At 53.0% G+C, this 20,673-nt stretch carries 13 protein-coding genes; 8 read left to right on the top strand and 5 right to left on the bottom strand.

Annotation, left to right across the window (positions count from 1 at the left end):
• Positions 1-23: 23 nt before the first annotated feature.
• The 3 genes from asmA to udk form a co-directional block, all read right to left on the bottom strand.
• Entirely contained in the window at positions 24-1,877 is a 1,854-nt protein-coding gene (gene asmA, locus OGY01_RS04075; RefSeq protein ID WP_286492470.1) for an outer membrane assembly protein AsmA, read from the bottom strand.
• Between the two features lie 26 nt (positions 1,878-1,903).
• Positions 1,904-2,485 (bottom strand): dCTP deaminase, encoded by a 582-nt coding sequence (gene dcd / locus OGY01_RS04070; RefSeq protein ID WP_045444731.1) that lies wholly within the window; start codon positions 2,483-2,485, stop codon positions 1,904-1,906.
• Between the two features lie 91 nt (positions 2,486-2,576).
• Positions 2,577-3,218 (bottom strand): uridine kinase, encoded by a 642-nt coding sequence (gene udk, locus OGY01_RS04065; protein ID WP_003036776.1) that lies wholly within the window; start codon positions 3,216-3,218, stop codon positions 2,577-2,579.
• Positions 3,219-3,534: 316 nt separating this feature from the next.
• Here udk and OGY01_RS04060 point away from each other — a divergent pair, with 316 nt between their 5' ends.
• Positions 3,535-6,864, top strand: a complete 3,330-nt coding sequence (locus tag OGY01_RS04060; RefSeq protein WP_286492468.1) for a diguanylate cyclase — start codon at positions 3,535-3,537, stop codon at positions 6,862-6,864.
• Here OGY01_RS04060 and alkA read toward each other — a convergent pair.
• Positions 6,832-7,701: a DNA-3-methyladenine glycosylase 2 gene (gene alkA / locus OGY01_RS04055; protein WP_048222613.1), complete on the bottom strand. Its 870-nt coding sequence runs from the start codon at positions 7,699-7,701 to the stop codon at positions 6,832-6,834. The genes OGY01_RS04060 and alkA overlap by 33 nt on opposite strands.
• Before the next feature lie 136 nt (positions 7,702-7,837).
• Between alkA and yegD the strand changes: the two genes are divergently transcribed.
• Complete coding sequence (yegD, locus tag OGY01_RS04050; RefSeq protein ID WP_286492816.1) at positions 7,838-9,190, top strand: molecular chaperone; 1,353 nt, start codon at positions 7,838-7,840, stop codon at positions 9,188-9,190.
• A 99-nt stretch (positions 9,191-9,289) separates the two neighbouring features.
• Here the strand turns inward: yegD and OGY01_RS04045 are convergent, their stop codons facing one another.
• Positions 9,290-9,349, bottom strand: coding sequence for a type I toxin-antitoxin system Ibs family toxin (locus OGY01_RS04045; RefSeq protein ID WP_136345439.1), 60 nt, complete (start codon positions 9,347-9,349; stop codon positions 9,290-9,292).
• 278 nt (positions 9,350-9,627) lie between these two features.
• On the opposite strand from OGY01_RS04045, the gene OGY01_RS04040 reads away from it, so the two are divergent.
• Genes OGY01_RS04040 through baeR form a run of 6 tightly spaced genes read left to right on the top strand, consistent with a single transcriptional unit; the run spans position 9,628 to position 20,609 of the window.
• A complete protein-coding gene (locus OGY01_RS04040; protein ID WP_286492467.1) occupies positions 9,628-10,875 on the top strand; it encodes an MdtA/MuxA family multidrug efflux RND transporter periplasmic adaptor subunit in 1,248 nt (415 codons plus the stop codon).
• The gene (locus tag OGY01_RS04035) at positions 10,875-13,997 is read left to right on the top strand and encodes an MdtB/MuxB family multidrug efflux RND transporter permease subunit (RefSeq protein WP_045444744.1); all 3,123 of its coding nucleotides are present in this window, start codon (positions 10,875-10,877) and stop codon (positions 13,995-13,997) included. The genes OGY01_RS04040 and OGY01_RS04035 overlap by 1 nt, the downstream gene beginning before the upstream one ends.
• The gene (gene mdtC / locus OGY01_RS04030) at positions 13,998-17,078 is read left to right on the top strand and encodes a multidrug efflux RND transporter permease subunit MdtC (RefSeq protein WP_048221090.1); all 3,081 of its coding nucleotides are present in this window, start codon (positions 13,998-14,000) and stop codon (positions 17,076-17,078) included.
• Positions 17,075-18,487 carry an MFS transporter gene (locus tag OGY01_RS04025; RefSeq protein WP_048221089.1) on the top strand — a complete coding sequence of 471 codons (1,413 nt, stop codon included), beginning with the start codon at positions 17,075-17,077 and terminating at the stop codon, positions 18,485-18,487. The genes mdtC and OGY01_RS04025 overlap by 4 nt, the downstream gene beginning before the upstream one ends.
• Complete coding sequence (gene baeS / locus OGY01_RS04020) at positions 18,487-19,890, top strand: envelope stress sensor histidine kinase BaeS (RefSeq protein WP_286492465.1); 1,404 nt, start codon at positions 18,487-18,489, stop codon at positions 19,888-19,890. Before OGY01_RS04025 ends, baeS begins: the two co-directional genes overlap by 1 nt.
• On the top strand, positions 19,887-20,609 hold the full coding sequence (gene baeR, locus OGY01_RS04015) for an envelope stress response regulator BaeR (protein ID WP_045444756.1): 723 nt from the start codon (positions 19,887-19,889) through the stop codon (positions 20,607-20,609). Before baeS ends, baeR begins: the two co-directional genes overlap by 4 nt.
• The last annotated feature ends 64 nt before the right edge of the window (positions 20,610-20,673 follow it).

Genomic DNA, 20,673 nt, shown 5'->3' with positions numbered 1-20,673 from the left:
GACATCTTGTCCGACAATACAAATCAGAGTTTATCGAGCAGCTTTTTAACGTCCTTGCCGTTGCGGGAGTCTTTATTGCGATCGGCCCAGTCATTCAACCGGCGTTTCGCTTCATCCTGCATGTGCTTACGCAGAAGCTGGTCTACCTGCAGGTTGTAGTTTAAAGCCTGCCACTTACCGTAGACCCTAAGCGGAATGGGAGTGGCTTTCAGGAAATCAATCAGTTTGCTTTCCCCATTCCAGCCGCCCAGCACGCGTACGTTAAACTGTGTATCACAGTTCTGTTCAACCAGATCTAACGTGCCTTTACCTGAAAGTGCCAGCATCGCGGACTGCCCTTCCATGTCGTCCAGCATAACCTTGCCGTTACTCAGCGTCAGATCGGTAACAAAACGATCCAGCCGGGTGACATTGTCCAGATCTTGCTGCGATGTTACATCACCGCCGCTGCGCTCAACCGCCTGCTGCACCAGTTGCTGGAAGTTCATCCCTTCCATACGCGTGTCACTCATCTCGACGCTGGCCTGCCCCTGCCAGTTGTGACGAAATGCCTGAGCGTCAATATCTGAACCTGAAAAATCGCCAGTCAGCGACAGCTTGCCCGTCAGCGCAATCGGATAGTCAAAGGCTTTGAGGATAGTCCCAATTTCTACATTTTCCAGACGTGGATGAAAGACCGCTCGCGGCTGAGTCTTTCTGGCATCCAGCGTACCGGGAAGTGAGATAATCCCACCATTGCTTTTTCCCTGTAACTCATCAATGTTCAGCAATCCGGAGTCGTTAGATATCTTCGCGGAAACATTATCAAAGGCCATTTTCCGCCAGAGAACCTTGTCCGCCTGCAATGTAATATCCGCAGAAAACCCCTTCAGTCCTTGATAAGATACGGCATCAACCTGCGAGGCGATGACCGGTCGAGCCAGCGTCGATTGACTCTGTCCCTGTTGCGCCCCACCGTTTGTTACAGCAGCGGCATCCTGTTGCACAATCAGGTTGTCGAGATTGAGCTGACCAAATCGCAGGTCAACCGACCATTCCGGCTTATCCGCCAGCTCGACCATAGCCTGCCCGGTCAGAGAGCTGTCATTAGCCGTCATCTTAATCTGGCTAAATGCGAGCTGTTTTTTATCTTCCTGCCATTGAGCCTGAAGCTGCCCCTGGCCGCGAATCCCCTGCTGCGGCAGGTCGGCGCCCTGTAACTGCCAGCTAAGCTGCTCAATATTAGCCGCGAGATTGTGCGGATAATCAGAAGCATCTACGGTGCCGCTAAGGGATAACGCAAGATCACGCTGATCGCGGTTCACGCGTCCGGTGAAGTCGAACGTACCGCGATGCTGGGCATCCTGTTCCATATTCAGGTGAATGTCACGAACCGTAATCTGTTCATCGTCTTCATGCTGAAATACCAGAACGCTGTCAGCAACCCGCAGACGAGCGATATCAAACGACCATCCGCGATCGTCTGCCAGATCAGGAAACGTATTATCTTTCGGAGCTACGGGCGCATCTTCTCCGCGCACCGCTTCGGTTTGTGGGGTCAGTTGGATCACAGCACCTTTGAGCATCACCTGCTTAACATCGAGCTGATGGCTCAGTAACGGCCACAACGCCACATCAAGACGCATATTGTCGGCACGTACCAGCGGTTCGCTGGCACCCTCAGCCGTTAACACCATGCGCCCGGAGAGGATGCTTAGCTGAGGCCATACATGCCAGCGCAAAGGACCATCCAACTGCAACTGATATCCGCTACGCGCAGCAACCTGCTTTACCATGTACGCGCGGAAATCATTCGGATTAACCAACAGTACTAACGCGGAAAAACCGGCCACCAGCACGACCAGAAGAATCATCAGCGTCGTCAGAAATCGTCTCATGCTATCCCCAATGGACTGACAAATACTCAGTCTTTATCAATCCGGCTGGCTACAGCGCCCTGCTGGTCGCGATATTTCGCATCCTGACGACGATTGTAAGGTCGCGCAGCCGGACCGGAAAGCGGCTCAAAACTCAGCGCGCCAATCGGCATGCCGGGGCGCAGGGCCAACGGTAATTTCCCGGAGTTGTAAAATTCCAGAACAATGCAACCCGACCAGCCCGGATCGATGCGATGTGCAGTAACGTGTACCATCAGACCCAGACGCGCCAGTGACGAACGTCCGTCTAACCAACCAACGAGATCGGATGGCAGCGTAACGGACTCCAGAGTGACAGCCAGTGCTAATTCACCCGGATGCAGGAAAAACGCCTCACCATCATCGAGAACGATTTCATCACTCATCACGCGATCCAGCGCGGCACTGACTTCATCCTTCGGTCCGCTCAAATCAATATACGGTGCCGTATGACCGCGGAACGTACGAAATTTGTTTCCAAGGCGCACATCTACCGTTGCGCCATTGATTCGCTCGACAGGAGGGCGTGGATTGATCGACAGACGACCTTCATCCAACCAGGCTTCAATATCTCGGTCACATAAACGCATGGCACTTTCTCCTTTCGTGCTTCAACCCCTTAACACCAGACGTGCTAAGGGTGAACCAGGTTATCACTGAACGGTACACAATTCGCTGAACTTATTCAAAGAACTGACTGATTTTCGCCTTCAGAATATCAATTGCGATGCGGTTTTTACCCCCACGCGGCACGATGATATCGGCGTATTGTTTTGAAGGTTCAATAAATTGCAGGAACATCGGACGGACGGTTTTTTGGTATTGCGCCATCACTGAATCCATGGAGCGGCCTCGCTCATTCACGTCCCGTTTGATACGACGCATCAGGCAAATGTCCAGTGGTGTATCAACAAAAATAGAGAAGTTCATCTCGTCACGCAAACGTGCATCCGTCAGCAGCAGAATGCCTTCCAGGATAATCACTTTCTTTGGTTCAATATGAATGGTGTCTTGCGTACGCGTGTGCTCAACATAGCTGTAAACGGGTAATTCAATCGCCGACCCGCGTTTAAGCGTTTGAAGATGCTGAAACAGCAGGCTGTGATCCATCGCGTTCGGATGATCGTAATTCGTTTTTACACGTTCTTCCATCGACAGATGGCTTTGATCTTTGTAATAACTGTCTTCGGGAATAACGCCAATATGTTCGTCACCCACTTGTTCGCGCAATTCGCGATAAAGAGTACTGGCAATAAGACTCTTGCCGGAAGCCGATGCGCCGGCAATGCCGATAATGACGCACTGATGAGACTGATCAGTCATAAATTTAGCGACCTGATTAACCTGGATGTAAGGAAGGGCGGCGTCGAAACGCCAAACGCGGCAATTATAGGGATTTCATTGGCGCGATGCCAGCCCAGGCTGCACCAATGCTGTCCCTGTCGCAAATTAAAATGGTCAGTTTTAAAGCAGGCACGCCATTTATTCTCCCGCCTTATGAATTAATAGCTTGGGAGTGTTAATTTATGAGCAGCTGGCGTATAAATTGTAAATTGTTTGTACTAGCATAATCTCAGATTAAACAGTACGCGCCCGGCATCTCCTCCAGGGCGACATCAGCTATTTGGGTAGAGTGGTAATGAGTAAACAATCCCAACATGTTTTAGTTACCTTACCTCATCCTCTACTGCGCCTGGCCAGTTTAGGTCTGGTGGCTTTTGTCTTTACGCTGTTCTCGCTGGAGCTATCACGCTTCGGAACGCAGCTGGCACCGCTTTGGTTCCCCACCTCTATCATGATGGTGGCATTTTACCGTCATGCGGGACGAATGTGGCCCGGGATTGCACTGGCTTGCTCCTTCGGTAGCATCGGTGCGTCTTTGCTATTTTTCCCTGGCGAGTCACTTAATTTTACCTACACGGCCATCAATATTATTGAGGCAATCACTGGCGCAATGTTATTGCGCAAACTGTTACCCTGGTACAATCCATTACAAAATCTTAATGACTGGTCACGCCTGGCATTCGGTAGCGCCGTCGTCCCGCCGCTGGTTGGCGGCGTTTTAATGTGGCTGCTGCTCCCAGGCGAAACATCGCTAAATACGTTTCTCATTTGGGTTCTGTCAGAATCCATCGGCGCCCTCGCGCTGGTCCCATTAGGTTTGCTGTTTAAGCCTCATTATCTGCTGCGCCATCGCGATCCCCGTTTACTGTTTGAGACTCTCATCACCCTGCTGGTGACCTTAACATTAAGCTGGCTCTCCATGATGTACGTTCCATGGCCGTTTACCTGCGTTATCGTTCTGCTGATGTGGAGCGCCGTTCGTCTGCCACGTATGGAGGCGTTTTTGATTTTCCTGAGCACAGTCATGATGGTTTCGCTGATGCTCGCCGCTAACCCATCGCTGCTCTACACACCAAAAACGCACATTATGACGAGCATACCGTGGCTGCCGTTTTTAATGATTCTGTTGCCTGCCAACATGATGACCATGGTGATGTACGCATTCCGGGCTGAACGAAAACACATCTCTGAAAGCGAATCACGCTTCCGTAATGCTATGGAATACTCGGCGATAGGCATGGCACTGGTCGGTACTGAAGGACAATGGCTTCAGGCAAATAAAGCCCTGTGCCAGTTTCTTGGCTATAGCCAGGATGAGCTGAGAGCGTTGACCTTCCAGCAGTTGACATGGCCGGAAGATTTGAACAATGACCTGGAACAGTTGAATATGCTGTCTCGTGGGGAAATCAATAGTTACTCCATGGAGAAACGCTATTACACTCGCGCAGGCGAAGTTGTCTGGGCGTTGCTGGCCGTTTCGTTGGTTCGCCATAGTGATAACACCCCACTCTACTTTATTGCGCAGGTTGAGGACATCAACGACCTGAAGCACACGGAGTGGATAAATAAACGACTGATGGAACGTATTACGCTGGCAAATGAGGCGGGCGGCATTGGTATCTGGGAATGGGACCTGCAGCCTGACGTGATCAGTTGGGATAAACGCATGTTCGATCTCTACGAAGTTCCTGCGCATATCAAACCAACCTGGCAAGTCTGGTACAACTGCGTCGTTCCTGAAGATCGTGAGTACGCCGAAAATGTGATTCGCGATTCGCTTGCGGCGCGGATCCCTTTCAAGCTCGAATACCGTATCGCGGTAAAAGACGGCGTGCGCCATATTCGCTCGCTGGCTAATCGGGTGCTGAACAAAGACGGTGAAGTTGAACGCTTACTCGGCATTAATCTGGATATGACCGAAGTGAAGCAACTGCATGAAGAGCTTTATCAGGAAAAAGAGCGTTTGCATATTACGCTCGATTCCATCGGCGAAGCAGTGATTTGTATTGACGCTAATATGAACGTCACCTTTATGAATCCAGTTGCCGAGAAAATGAGCGGCTGGCAGCAGGAAAGCGCAATAGGTATTCCATTGCTGACAGTGCTACGCATCACCTTTGGTGAAAACGGTCCGCTCATGGAAAACATCTACAGTGCCGACATGTCACGTTCGGCAATAGAGCAAGAGGTGGTCCTGCATTGTCGTAACGGCAGTAGTTACGATATTCAGTACAGCATCACCCCGCTCAGCACTCTTGACGGCGGTAGTATTGGTTCCGTACTGGTGATTCAGGACGTCACTGAGTCACGTAAAATGTTACGTCAACTCAGCTACAGCGCCTCGCATGATGACCTGACCAATCTTGCCAACAGAGTCAGTTTCGAGAACCATCTGAAACAATTACTGTACACCGTACAGGACTCACACCAGCGTCATGTACTGGTCTTTATCGATCTGGATCGTTTTAAAGCAGTGAACGATAGCGCTGGACACGCCGCAGGCGATGCCCTGCTGCGCGAGTTGTCTTCACTGATGCTCAGTATGCTGCGCTCCAGCGACGTACTGGCACGTCTTGGCGGCGATGAGTTCGGTCTGTTACTACCGGATTGCAATATTGAAAGCGCACGCTTCATCTCGGGCCGTATCATTAGCGCCATCAACGATTATCACTTTATGTGGGAAGGCCGCTTACATCGTATTGGTGCCAGTGCAGGGATCACGCTGATTGATGAAAAAAACCATGTCGCGACCGAGGTCATGTCTCAGGCAGATATTGCCTGCTACGCAGCGAAAAACAGTGGTCGTGGGCGAGTATGCGTGTACGAGCCAGAGCAGAGTCAAACGCATGATACACGAGGGCTGCTCTTGCCAGATGAACAGAAACAGATTATTACCCACAACCCGATACTCATGGTTGCCAGGGGTGTCGCATCCCCGCGCATTCCTGAGACATTTAGCTTCTGGCTTCTCTCACTACGTCTATGGAATAACGACGGCGAAGTCATCGAAGAACAGACCTTCCGCGCCGGTCTGGCAGATCCCATACTCAATCATGCGCTCGATCGGCGGGTATTTAATGAGTTTTTCTCTCATTCCGCCTCAGCTGTCGCCAGCAAAGGACTCAGTATTGCCCTGCCGCTTTCCGCCGCCGGACTGCTAAATTCGGAGATTGTGGATGAACTGTTGGAGCATCTGGAACAGAGTTCGCTGCCGCCACGGTTACTGCATCTGACCATCCCGGTGGGAGTGATGAATACGCATCCTACGCAGGCCGTATCAGCAATCCATCGCCTACGTCATGCAGGCTGTCGTATTATTTTAAGTCAGGCAGGTCGGGACTTAGAGGTCTTTGACAACCTCAAGTATCACGTAGCCGATTACCTTTTGCTCGACAGCGAACTAAGCGCCAGCGCTCACGGTAATCTGATGGATGAAATGTGGGTTTCCATTATACAGAGCCATGCACAGCGTCTTGATATCAAAACCATCGCTGGCCCGGTACAAATGCCACTTATCATGGATGCGCTTTCTGGCATCGGTATCGATATGATTTATGGCGATATCATTGCCGATGCCCAACCGCTGGATCTGTTACTCAACACCAGCAACTTTGCTATCAACTGACGGTTGCCAGCCTTCTGTATACCAGATATGCAACAGCGCATAGGAACGCCATGGCTTCCAGCGCTCTGCATATCGCCGGATTTGCGCAGGTGTCATGCCTGGAAAACGCTGTTTAATCAGGTAGTCATCTGGCAAAAAAATATCCTTCGCCTGCCATCCGCGCAGAGCAAAATAGTTGGCAGTCCAGCGCCCAATTCCTGGAAAAGTTTGTAGATGCTTCACGCCTTGTTCAATATCAGACGGGGCAACAGATGCAAGCGTACCCTCCAGCGCGGACCGGGCCAGGTGGATCAACGCTTCAGCACGTTTCAGCGGCATACCTAACGCTTTCAGATGCAACGGATCGGCCGAGGCCAGCGCTTCAGGGAGGGGGAAACATACATATTCTGGAGCGTCTTCAAGTGTATCACCGTAGGCATGGGCAACTTTCGCCGTCAATTTTGCTGCCATCGTCACACTCACCAGTTGTCCTAAAATTGCCCGAACCCCCTGTTCGAAGGCATCGACCGATCCTGGTAGCCGCAGCCCAGGGCGAGCAGCCCCCAGATTACCCAATGCGCTGACAATATGTTGGGGACGGCAGGTAAGATCGAACAATCGCTCGATTTTCGCCAGACACTCGGAGGCCACGGGTTGTAACCCTGGACTCAACGTAATCTGCAGCAGGTTGGCTTCCGGATCAGGGGTGACGCTCACCAGGCCGCGATGCTCACCGATGGCCAGGCTTCTTTCATAATACAACTCCCCGACGGTTTCTACGCCATCCACCGCACGTGCGGCAAGAAACCCTAACATCCAGGGCCAGTCATAGGGTGGGTGCCAGCTCAGCGTTAACATCTGGTTTTCCTTTTTATTCAAACCTACAGCATAAACGGTATCCGAACGATGTGCCTTGCTTTCATATTCCAGTTGTCTGGACGGCAACATTTCGCTAAAGTCACGCCCCTTCTTCACTGGCATGGGGATTTTTACGGTGTTTATTGGTTTTGACTACGGTACGGCAAACTGTTCAGTGGCTGTAATGCGTGACGGGCAACCACAATTGCTCAAAATGGAAAATAACAGCACGCTACTCCCCTCTATGCTTTGCGCTCCAACGCGCGAAGCAGTAAGTGAATGGCTGTATCGCCATCATGATGTGCCAACAACAGATGACGAAACGCAGGCTCTGCTGCGTCGCGCGATGCGCTATAACCGCGAAGAAGACATTGATGTTAACGCCAACAGCGTGCAGTTTGGTCTGGCGTCGCTGGGTCAGTATATTGAGGATCCGGAAGATGTTTACTTCGTTAAATCGCCTAAATCTTTTCTGGGTGCCAGCGGCCTGAAGCCACAGCAGGTTGCCCTGTTTGAAGATTTAGTCTGCGCAATGATGCTGCACATCCGCAACCAGGCGCAAAACCAGCTACCCGAAACCATCACCCAGGCTGTAATTGGTCGTCCGATAAACTTTCAGGGGTTAGGCGGTGATGACGCCAACACTCAGGCCCAGGGCATTCTTGAGCGCGCGGCAAAACGTGCTGGTTTCAAGGATGTGGTCTTTCAGTACGAACCAGTAGCAGCGGGTCTGGATTACGAAGCTACATTGCAAGAAGAAAAGCGCGTACTGGTTGTGGATATCGGCGGCGGTACCACTGACTGCTCGTTACTGCTGATGGGACCACAATGGCACCACCGAGCCGATCGTGAAAACAGTTTGCTGGGGCACAGCGGATGCCGCGTAGGCGGTAACGACCTGGACATTGCGCTGGCATTTAAACATCTGATGCCGTTGCTCGGCATGGGTGGAGAAACAGAAAAGGGCATCGCTTTACCCATTCTTCCGTGGTGGAACGCAGTCGCGATCAACGATGTTCCCGCACAAAGTGATTTCTATAGTACCGCCAACGGACGGTTGTTAAACGATCTGATCCGCGATGCTCGCGAAGCTGACAAAGTGGCCCTGCTGCTTAAAGTCTGGCGCGAGCGCCTGAGCTATCGCCTGGTGCGCTGCGCAGAAGAGAGCAAGATTGCGCTGTCGGGCCAGACAAACATCACTACAGCACTCCCGTTTATCAGCGATGCACTGGCAACGGCTATCAGCCAGCAGGGGCTGGAAACGGCGCTGAATCAGCCCCTGGCGCGTATTCTGGAACAGGTACAACTGGCCCTGGATAATGCACAGGAAAAACCGGATGTCATTTATCTGACCGGCGGTAGTGCCCGTTCACCGTTGATTAAAAAAGCCCTTGCAGAACAGCTTCCAGGGATCCCGATCGCCGGTGGTGATGATTTTGGCTCTGTCACCGCGGGACTGGCTCGCTGGGCGGAAGTGGTTTTCCGCTAAGTGGCTCGCAGGCTGAAAAGCACGCGTATTGACATCATCACTACTGTGGCTTATTTTCAGGAGTAAGGGTTAGGGAAGGTTTCCCTTCCACCTGGTGTCTTAGTAAGCCGGTAAGCTAATCACTAAGAGTATCACCAGTATGATGACGTGCTTCATCATAACCCTTTCCTTATTTTGGCCCCTTCCTCGGGAGGGGCTTTCCCGTTCCAGCGTCCCGCTGAAATCTTTGGCTTTCCTCCTTTTTGCCGTGCCAGCACTCTAACGCACAATGACGTAATCGCTATTTTCACCGCTGATTGTTGCGTAATGCCTCGCAAGCCGCGTCAGCATTCAGACGAATCCCTACAGTGTTTCATAATTCCTCCATTTTTCTCCCTTGTTCGCTGGCTAAACTAGTATCATTCCGCGAAACGTTTCAGGATGAGAAACTTATAACAATGAAAGGCAGTAACAAAACCCGCTGGGTGATAGCAATCGTGATCGTCGTGGCCGCCATCAGCGCATTCTGGTTCTGGCAAAACCATAGCGATCGCCAGGGAAGCGCGCCTGGTGCTACCGGGCAAGCGCAGCACACCTCTGGCCCTGGTCGTCGGGGAATGCGTTCCGGTTCATTGGCTCCCGTTCAGGCAGCAACCGCCACCGAACAAACCGTCCCGCGTTATCTGACAGGGTTGGGAACAATTACTGCGGCTAACACTGCGACGGTACGTAGCCGCGTGGACGGTCAACTCATCGCGCTACACTTCCAGGAAGGACAACAGGTTAAAGCCGGAGACCTGCTTGCAGAGATCGATCCCAGCCAGTTTAAAGTTGCTTTAGCTCAGGCGCAGGGACAGTTAGCGAAGGATAAAGCCACGCTGGCAAATGCCCGTCGCGACCTTGCCCGTTATCAGCAACTGGTCAAAACCAATCTTGTTTCCCGACAGGAGCTGGATGCTCAGCAGGCTCTGGTCAATGAAACTCAGGGGACGATCAAAGCCGATGAGGCCAGCGTCGCCAGCGCACAATTACAGCTCGACTGGAGCCGGGTCACGGCACCTGTGGATGGCCGCGTGGGACTGAAGCAGGTCGATGTCGGCAACCAGATTTCCAGCAGTGACACCACAGGGATTGTCGTTATTACCCAAACCCATCCGATCGATCTGATCTTCACCTTGCCTGAAAACGATATTGCCACCGTGTTACGGGCGCAAAAAACGGGTGCTCCGCTGAAAGTCGAGGCCTGGGATCGCTCCAATTCGCAGAAACTGAGCGAAGGCGTACTGCTGAGTCTGGATAATCAGATTGACGTCACCACCGGTACCATCAAAGCTAAGGCCCGTTTTAATAATCAGGACGACGCGCTGTTCCCGAATCAGTTTGTAAACGCCCGCATGCTGGTCGACACCGAACAAGATGCTGTCGTGATCCCAACCTCCGCATTACAGATGGGCAACGAGGGTCACTTTGTCTGGGTACTGAACACAGAAAACAAGGTCAGCAAGCATCTTGTCAAACCGGGTATTCAGGATAGCCAAAAAGTCGTGATCACTGCAGGGCTGTCAGTGGGTGATCGCGTCGTCACCGATGGTATCGACCGCCTGACGGAAGGGGCTAAAGTCGAAGTCGTGGAGGCACACACCTCCTCAGCCACAGAAGAGAAAGCCACCGCTAGCGGGTACAGCAAAAAAGGAGCACGCTCCTGATGCAGGTGTTACCCCCAGGCAATACAGGCGGCCCATCGCGCCTGTTTATTTTACGTCCCGTCGCGACCACGCTGTTGATGGTGGCAATTTTACTCGCCGGGATTATTGGCTATCGCTTCCTGCCCATTGCTGCTTTGCCTGAAGTGGATTACCCCACTATTCAGGTCGTGACGCTCTACCCTGGCGCCAGCCCGGATGTTATGACTTCCGCCGTCACCGCCCCGCTGGAGCGCCAGTTTGGACAGATGTCCGGCCTGAAACAAATGTCCTCGCAAAGTTCCGGCGGCGCATCCGTTGTCACATTGCAGTTTCAGCTAACCCTGCCGCTGGACGTAGCCGAACAGGAAGTCCAGGCCGCGATTAACGCCGCCACCAATCTATTGCCGGGCGATCTGCCGAACCCACCGGTCTACAGCAAAGTAAATCCGGCAGACCCGCCGATCATGACGCTGGCCGTCACCTCTACCGCCATGCCAATGACGCAGGTGGAAGATATGGTGGAAACGCGCGTGGCGCAGAAAATTTCCCAGGTCTCCGGTGTTGGTCTGGTGACACTTTCAGGTGGGCAACGTCCGGCAGTACGCGTCAAGCTTAATGCACAAGCCATTGCCGCTCTCGGGCTGACCAGCGAAACCATCCGTACCGCCATCACCAGTGCAAACGTCAATTCAGCAAAAGGGAGTCTTGATGGCCCAACACGCGCCGTTACTCTTTCTGCCAACGACCAGATGCAGTCTGCCGATGAATATCGTCAGTTAATCATTGCGTATAAAAATGGCGCACCAGTGCGCCTCGGCGATGTCGCCACCGTCGAGCAAGGAGCAGAAAACAGCTGGCTTGGCGCCTGGGCCAATAAGCAACAAGCCATTGTGATGAATGTTCAGCGCCAGCCTGGTGCAAACATTATCTCCACAGCAGACAGCATTCGCCAGATGCTTCCACAGTTAACGGAAAGCCTGCCGAAGTCAGTCAATGTCACCGTGCTCTCGGATCGCACGACCAATATTCGCGCGTCGGTTTCCGACACCCAGTTTGAACTGATGCTGGCAATCGCGCTGGTGGTGATGATTATTTATCTGTTCCTGCGTAATATCCCCGCCACCATTATTCCCGCAGTCGCCGTTCCGCTGTCGCTGATTGGCACCTTCGCGGTGATGGTCTTTCTCGATTTCTCCATCAATAACCTGACACTAATGGCGCTGACCATCGCCACAGGCTTTGTGGTAGATGACGCCATTGTGGTTATCGAGAATATTTCACGCTATATCGAGAAGGGAGAAAAACCGTTGAGTGCAGCCCTGAAAGGGGCAGGCGAAATCGGCTTTACTATCATCTCTCTGACCTTCTCACTGATCGCCGTGCTAATCCCGCTGTTATTTATGGGAGATATTGTCGGGCGTTTGTTCCGCGAATTTGCCGTTACGCTGGCAGTAGCCATTCTGATTTCCGCCGTCGTGTCACTGACCCTCACGCCGATGATGTGCGCACGTATGCTCAGTCAGGAGTCATTGCGCAAACAAAACCGCTTCTCTCGCGCTTCTGAAAGAATGTTTGATCGGGTCATTGCCGGGTACGGTCACTGGCTGGCTAAAGTGCTGAACCACCCATGGCTGACACTCAGCGTGGCGCTCGGCACACTCGTCCTTAGCGTCATGCTGTGGGTCTTTATTCCGAAAGGATTCTTCCCGGTGCAGGATAACGGCATTATTCAGGGCACGCTGCAGGCTCCACAGTCCAGTTCATTTGCCAGTATGGCCCAGCGCCAGCGCCTGGTGACTGACGTGATCCTCAAAGACCCGGCGGTTGAAAGCCTGACCGCGTTCGTCGGTGTTGACGGTACTAATCCGGCACTGAACAGCGCGCGCCTGCAAATTAACCTTAAGCCACTGGATGATCGAGATGATCGCGTACAGAAGGTTATCGCCCGCCTGCAGGATGCCGTTGATAAAGTTCCTGGCGTAGATCTCTACCTCCAGCCAACTCAGGATCTGACCATCGACACGCAGGTAAGCCGGACACAATACCAGTTTACATTGCAAGCCACCTCTCTCGACGCGCTCAGCACCTGGGTACCACAGCTGTTGGAAAAACTGCAGCAGTTACCGCAGCTCTCAGATGTCAGCAGCGACTGGCAGGATAAAGGACTGGTAGCATGGGTTAACGTCAATCGCGACAGTGCCAGCCGTTTAGGCATCAGTATGGCGGATGTCGATAACGCTCTGTACAACGCCTTCGGACAACGGTTGATTTCGACTATTTACACCCAGGCAAACCAGTATCGTGTAGTGTTAGAACACGACACCGAAAATACGCCCGGGCTTTCCGCGCTGGACTCCATTCGCCTGACCAGCAGCGATGGCGGAATTGTGCCTCTGAGCACGATCGCCAGCGTTGAACAACGTTTTGCCCCACTGTCGATTAACCACCTCGATCAGTTCCCGGTTACGACCATCTCGTTTAACGTACCGGACAATCATTCGCTGGGTGATGCGGTACAGGCGATTTTGCAGGCTGAAAAAACGCTCAACCTGCCGTCGAATATTACTACTCAATTCCAGGGTAGCACGCTGGCATTCCAGGCCGCGCTCGGCAATACCATCTGGCTGATTGTGGCGGCAGTTGTCGCCATGTATATCGTGCTTGGCATCCTGTATGAGAGCTTTATTCACCCGATTACCATTCTCTCCACGCTGCCTACTGCGGGCGTCGGGGCGCTACTGGCGTTAATGATTGCCGGTAGTGAGCTGGACGTCATCGCGATTATCGGCATCATTTTGCTGATCGGTATCGTTAAGAAAAACGCAATCATGATGATCGACTTTGCCCTCGCCGCCGAACGCGAACAGGGAATGGCGCCGCGCGACGCCATTTTTCAGGCTTGCCTGCTGCGTTTTCGGCCGATCCTGATGACCACACTGGCGGCGCTGTTGGGAGCTTTACCACTCATGTTAAGTACTGGCGTGGGTGCTGAATTGCGCCGTCCATTAGGTATTGGTATGGTCGGCGGTTTGCTGGTCAGTCAGGTGTTAACGCTGTTTACCACCCCGGTGATTTATCTGCTGTTTGACCGTCTGTCGCTGTATGTGAAAAACCGCTTCCCGCGCCAGGAAGAGGAAGCGTAAATGAAATTTTTCGCTCTTTTCATTCATCGTCCTGTCGCGACCATTCTCATCTCCGTCGCTATTACCCTGTGCGGCATACTGGGCTTTCGCCTGTTACCGGTCGCCCCGCTGCCGCAGGTGGATTTTCCGGTCATCATGGTTAGCGCATCGTTGCCCGGCGCGTCGCCAGAAACGATGGCCTCCTCGGTAGCAACGCCGCTGGAGCGCTCACTGGGGCGCATCGCGGGCGTGAACGAAATGACCTCAAGCAGTTCACTTGGTAGCACGCGCATTATTCTTGAATTTAATTTCGACCGTGATATTAACGGTGCGGCGCGGGACGTTCAGGCCGCCATTAACGCTGCGCAGAGCCTGTTACCGAGCGGGATGCCCAACCGCCCGACTTACCGAAAAGCCAACCCATCCGATGCACCAGTCATGATCCTGACACTGACCTCGGATACCTACTCGCAGGGTGAGTTGTATGATTTCGCATCGACTCAACTGGCGCAGACTATTGCGCAAATCGACGGTGTCGGTGACGTTGACGTCGGTGGCAGTTCCCTGCCCGCCGTGCGCGTGGGGCTGAATCCGCAAGCCTTATTTAACCAGGGGGTCTCGCTTGACGATGTGCGCAGTGCCATCAGTAATGCCAACGTGCGCAAACCTCAGGGGGCCATAGAGAGTGAAACACGGCGCTGGCAGGTACAAACCAACGACGAACTAAAAACCGCAGCGGAATATCAACCGCTGATCATCCACTACAACAACGGTGCGGCCGTGCGGCTGGGTGATGTTGCGTCGGTCAGTGACTCGGTACAGGATGTTCGTAATGCCGGTATGACCAACGCCAAACCGGCTATTTTGCTGATCATTCGCAAACTGCCGGAAGCCAATATCATCCAGACGGTCGACAGCATCCGGGCCAAACTGCCGGAGTTGCAAACCCTGATCCCGGCTACCATCGATCTACAAATTGCCCAGGACCGCTCTCCGACCATTCGCGCTTCGCTGGAGGAAGTGGAACAGACGCTGATTATCTCAGTCGCGCTGGTGATCCTGGTCGTATTTGTCTTCCTGCGCTCCGGACGCGCGACGCTCATTCCCGCCGTTGCGGTTCCGGTTTCGCTAATTGGCACCTTTGCCGCCATGTATCTTTGTGGATTCAGCCTCAACAACCTGTCGTTAATGGCACTGACCATCGCCACAGGTTTTGTGGTCGACGATGCCATCGTCGTGCTGGAGAACATTGCCCGTCACCTGGAAGCGGGGATGAAGCCATTACAGGCAGCATTACAGGGCACCCGCGAAGTGGGGTTTACGGTACTGTCTATGAGCCTGTCGCTGGTAGCGGTATTCCTGCCGTTACTGTTAATGGGAGGGCTGCCGGGACGATTATTACGTGAATTTGCCGTCACCCTGTCGGTAGCAATCGGTATCTCACTTCTGGTTTCGTTGACGCTCACACCTATGATGTGCGGCTGGATGCTTAAGTCCACGCCTCCTCGCCAACAGTCCCGTAAACGGGGCTTTGGTCGTCTGCTGGTCGCTTTACAACAGAGTTATGGCACTTCACTGAAATGGGTATTACGCCACACGCGGCTGGTAGGCGTTGTTTTACTCGGCACGATCGCACTGAACGTCTGGCTCTATATTTCCATCCCCAAAACCTTCTTCCCGGAGCAGGATACTGGCGTATTGATGGGTGGGATCCAGGCCGATCAAAGCATTTCGTTTCAGGCCATGCGCGGCAAGCTTCAGGATTTTATGAAGATCATCCGCGACGACCCGGCGGTAGATAACGTGACCGGTTTCACCGGCGGTTCTCGCGTCAACAGTGGCATGATGTTTATTACGCTGAAGCCTCGTGGCGAGCGTCATGAAACCGCTCAGCAGGTAATCGACCGCCTGCGTGTGAAGTTAGCCAAAGAGCCTGGTGCGAACCTGTTTCTGATGGCGGTGCAGGATATTCGCGTCGGTGGAAGACAAGCCAACGCCAGCTATCAGTACACGTTGTTATCCGATGACCTTGCGGCACTACGTGAATGGGAGCCCAAAATCCGTAAAGCGTTAGCTGCCCTGCCCCAGTTGGCTGACGTCAACTCCGATCAGCAGGACAACGGCGCGGAGATGAACCTGACCTACGATCGTGACACCATGTCTCGTCTGGGGATCGACGTTGAAGCTGCCAATAGTCTGCTAAATAACGCCTTTGGCCAGCGACAAATATCGACTATCTATCAACCGATGAACCAGTACAAAGTGGTGATGGAAGTCGATCCACGCTACACCCAGGACATCAGTGCGCTGGATAAAATGTTCGTCATCAATAACGACGGGAAGGCTATACCGTTGTCGTACTTTGCCAAATGGCAACCAGCGAACGCCCCGCTGTCCGTAAATCATCAGGGACTCTCTGCTGCCTCAACAATTTCCTTTAACCTGCCAACTGGGGCTTCACTTTCTGAAGCGACAGAGGCTATCAACAGAACGATGACGCAGCTTGGTGTACCTTCCACGGTGCGCGGTAGTTTTGCTGGCACAGCGCAGGTTTTTCAGGACACGATGAACTCGCAGGTGATCCTGATTATTGCGGCAATAGCGACGGTTTATATCGTACTGGGCATGCTGTATGAGAGCTACGTTCATCCGCTGACGATCCTCTCAACGCTTCCCTCTGCTGGCGTTGGCGCATTGCTGGCGCTGGAGTTGTTCAATGCCCCATTCAGCCTAATCGCGCTAATAGGGATCATGCTATTAATTGGCATTGTGAAGAAAAACGCCATCATGATGGTCGATTTTGCGCTGGAAGCGCAGAGAAACGGTAAGTTGACGCCGGAAGAAGCGATTTTCCAGGCATGTCTGCTGCGCTTTCGCCCAATAATGATGACCACGCTGGCAGCGCTGTTTGGCGCACTACCTTTGGTGTTATCCGCAGGCGACGGCTCGGAACTGCGCCAACCTCTTGGGATAACCATTGTCGGCGGGCTGGTAGTCAGTCAGCTTCTGACGCTGTACACCACTCCAGTGGTATATCTCTTTTTCGACCGTCTGCGTCTGCGTTTTTCGCGTAAAAACAGCAAACCGGTAGCAGATCTATGACAGAACTTCCTGACAGCACCCGCTGGCAACTGTGGATTGTGGCATTTGGCTTTTTTATGCAGTCGCTGGATACCACCATCGTCAACACCGCGCTTCCCTCAATGGCAAAAAGCCTTGGTGAAAGCCCGTTGCATATGCATATGGTCATTGTGTCCTATGTATTAACCGTGGCCGTAATGCTGCCCGCCAGCGGGTGGCTGGCGGATAAGATTGGTGTGCGTAATATTTTCTTCACCGCCATCATCCTGTTTACGCTCGGATCGCTGTTTTGTGCCTGGTCCAATACGCTCAATGAGCTGGTCATTGCCCGCGTTTTACAAGGTGTTGGCGGCGCAATGATGGTGCCGGTCGGCAGGTTAACGGTGATGAAAATTGTCCCCCGCGAGCAATATATGGCGGCAATGACATTCGTCACCTTGCCGGGTCAGGTGGGTCCGCTATTGGGACCGGCGTTAGGAGGCATTCTGGTTGAATACGCCTCCTGGCACTGGATTTTCCTGATTAACATTCCGGTCGGCATTGTCGGGGCAATAGCGACATTGATGTTGATGCCCAACTACACCATGCAAACCCGACGATTCGATCTTTCGGGTTTTATGATGCTGGCAGTTGGCATGGCGGTGCTGACGCTCGCTCTGGATGGCAGCAAGGGAAGCGGAATTTCAGACATTACTCTGGCTGCGCTCGTTATTTGCGGCGTAGTGGCGGTCCTGTTATACCTCAAACACGCCCGGCACAATCCGCGGGCGCTGTTTAGCCTGAAGCTTTTCCGCACACCTTGCTTCTCCTTAGGCCTGTTTGGCAGCTTTGCCGGGCGCATTGGTAGCGGGATGTTGCCATTTATGACGCCGGTATTTTTACAGATTGGCCTGGGCTTTTCACCGTTTCACGCCGGTCTGATGATGATCCCAATGGTACTGGGCAGTATGGGAATGAAACGCATCGTGGTTCAGGTCGTTAATCGATTTGGCTATCGTCGGGTGCTGGTCGCAACGACGCTTGGCCTGTCACTGGTCAGCCTGCTGCTGATGACGACCGCCCTGCTCGGCTGGTATTACGCCCTGCCCTTCGTTTTATTCCTACAAGGAATGGTCAATTCAACCCGTTTTTCGTCAATGAACACCCTGACGTTGAAAGATCTACCTGACGATCTCGCCAGCAGTGGCAACAGTCTGCTTTCGATGATCATGCAACTGTCAATGAGCATTGGGGTTACCATTGCCGGACTGCTATTGGGTATGTTTGGTCAACAGCATATCGCTATCGGCAGCGACACCACGCATACCGTCTTTATGTATACCTGGCTGTGCATTGCTCTCATTATTGCGCTGCCAGCCATCATTTTTGCCCGCGTGCCGAACGACACGCAACCCAACGCGGTGATTTCACGACGCAAAAGGAGCACCTGATGAAGTTCTGGCGGCCCGGTATCACCGGCAAACTGTTTCTGGCAATTTTCGCCACCTGCATTGTGTTGCTGATTAGCATGCACTGGGCCGTACGCATTAGCTTCGAACGCGGTTTTATTGACTACATCAAGCATGGTAATGAACAGCGTCTGCAAATGCTGGGCGACGCATTGGGCGAACAGTATGAACAGCACGGCAACTGGCGTTTCTTACGCAACAACGAGCGCTTTGTTTTTCAGATCCTGCGCTCTTTTGAACACGAAAATGACGATGACAAACCCGGCCCGGGAATGCCCCCACACGGCTGGCGCACACAGTTTTGGGTTGTCGATCAAAAAGCACATGTATTGGTTGGTCCGCGCGGCCCGGTGCCCCGTGACGGTATGCGCCGCCCTATAAAAGTTAACGGTGCTGAAGTTGGGGCTGTCATTGCCTCTCCCGTCGAGCGCTTAACGCGCAATACGGATATCAATTTTGATAAACAACAGCGCCGAACCAGCTGGCTCATTGTCGCGCTCTCTACCCTGCTGGCGGCACTGGCAACGTTTACCCTGGCGCGTAGCCTGCTGGCACCAGTCAAGCGGCTGGTAGACGGCACGCACAAACTGGCGGCAGGTGATTTTACCACTCGAGTTACGCCCACCAGCACGGATGAACTGGGCAAACTGGCGCAAGATTTCAACCAGCTTGCCAGTACGCTGGAAAAGAACCAGCAGATGCGTCGTGATTTTATGGCCGATATTTCTCACGAGCTGCGCACACCACTCGCAGTTTTACGCGGAGAACTGGAAGCTATTCAGGATGGCGTTCGCCAGTTCACTCCTGACTCAGTTGCCTCGCTACAGGCCGAAGTAGGTACGCTCACCAAACTGGTGGACGATCTTCATCAGCTCTCGATGTCTGATGAAGGGGCTCTGGCCTACCAAAAAACCTCGTTAGATCTTATACCGTTGCTGGAAGTCGCAAGCGGAGCTTTCCGCGAACGCTTCGCCAGCCGCGGATTAACGATCCAGCTTTCGCTCCCGGACAGCGTGACGGTATTTGGTGACCGCGATCGTCTGATGCAGTTATTCAACAATCTGCTGGAAAACAGCCTGCGCTACACCGATAGCGGCGGTGGGCTGCATATTTCTGCCGAACAACGTGACCGGCTGGTGCTATTGACCTTCGCCGATTCAGCGCCAGGGGTCAGTGAGGAGCAGTTACAGAAACTGTTTGAACGATTTTATCGTACGGAAGGGTCCCGTAACCGCGCCAGCGGGGGTTCCGGGCTGGGGCTGGCGATTTGCGTCAATATCGTCCAGGCGCATAATGGATATATCCGTGCCGCCCATTCGCCTTTTGGTGGGGTTAGCATTACAGTAGAGTTACCGCTGGAACGCGATTTACAGAGAGATGTATGACTGAGTTACCCATTGATGAAAACACACCACGTATTCTGATTGTGGAAGATGAACCCAAGCTGGGACAGTTGCTTATCGACTATCTGCGCGCTGCAAGCTATGCCCCAACCCTAATCAATCACGGTGATCTGGTGCTGCCTTACGTGCGACAGACGCCACCCGATATGATTTTACTGGATCTGATGCTGCCAGGTACCGACGGTCTGACCCTGTGCCGGGAAATTCGTCGTTTCTCTGAAGTTCCCATCATGATGGTTACCGCCAAAATTGAAGAGATAGACAGGCTACTGGGGCTTGAGATCGGCGCAGATGACTACATTTGTAAGCCCTACAGCCCGCGAGAGGTCGTTGCCAGGGTGAAAACGATCTTGCGTCGTTGCAAGCCACAGCGAGAGCTGCAACAGATGGATGCTGACAGCCCATTGATCGTTGATGAAGGTCGTTTTCAGGCTTCATGGCGTGGAAAAATGCTCGACTTAACGCCAGCCGAGTTCCGCTTGCTCAAAACGCTGTCGCATGAACCGGGGAAAGTATTCTCGCGCGAGCAGTTGCTCAACCATCTTTATGACGACTATCGCGTCGTCACTGACCGCACCATCGACAGCCACATCAAGAACTTGCGCCGCAAACTGGAGTCGCTGGACGCGGAGCAGTCGTTTATCCGCGCCGTTTATGGCGTGGGATATCGCTGGGAAGCCGATGCGTGCAGAATTGCGTAAACATCCCTCTCTAAAATGGCTCTGTCAGCTGGCGGAGCCTTCGTCACTAGCAACTCTGTGAATA

This window comes from Citrobacter sp. Cm038, from assembly GCF_030333105.1.
Lineage (GTDB): Bacteria > Pseudomonadota > Gammaproteobacteria > Enterobacterales > Enterobacteriaceae > Citrobacter > Citrobacter murliniae.
Note: the sequence above shows the minus strand (reverse complement) of the source record. Positions and strands in the feature narration are given on the sequence as shown.

Bases quoted from the DNA above. Each gene is read 5' to 3' on its own strand.
- OGY01_RS04025 (WP_048221089.1), top strand. From the start codon at position 17,075: ATGACAGAACTTCCTGACAGCACCCGCTGGCAACTGTGGATTGTGGCA.
- OGY01_RS04060 (WP_286492468.1), top strand. From the start codon at position 3,535: ATGAGTAAACAATCCCAACATGTTTTAGTTACCTTACCTCATCCTCTA.
- asmA (WP_286492470.1), bottom strand. From the start codon at position 1,877: ATGAGACGATTTCTGACGACGCTGATGATTCTTCTGGTCGTGCTGGTG.
- baeR (WP_045444756.1), top strand. From the start codon at position 19,887: ATGACTGAGTTACCCATTGATGAAAACACACCACGTATTCTGATTGTG.
- OGY01_RS04035 (WP_045444744.1), top strand. From the start codon at position 10,875: ATGCAGGTGTTACCCCCAGGCAATACAGGCGGCCCATCGCGCCTGTTT.
- alkA (WP_048222613.1), bottom strand. From the start codon at position 7,701: ATGTTAACGCTGAGCTGGCACCCACCCTATGACTGGCCCTGGATGTTA.
- dcd (WP_045444731.1), bottom strand. From the start codon at position 2,485: ATGCGTTTATGTGACCGAGATATTGAAGCCTGGTTGGATGAAGGTCGT.
- OGY01_RS04040 (WP_286492467.1), top strand. From the start codon at position 9,628: ATGAAAGGCAGTAACAAAACCCGCTGGGTGATAGCAATCGTGATCGTC.
- baeS (WP_286492465.1), top strand. From the start codon at position 18,487: ATGAAGTTCTGGCGGCCCGGTATCACCGGCAAACTGTTTCTGGCAATT.
- mdtC (WP_048221090.1), top strand. From the start codon at position 13,998: ATGAAATTTTTCGCTCTTTTCATTCATCGTCCTGTCGCGACCATTCTC.
- udk (WP_003036776.1), bottom strand. From the start codon at position 3,218: ATGACTGATCAGTCTCATCAGTGCGTCATTATCGGCATTGCCGGCGCA.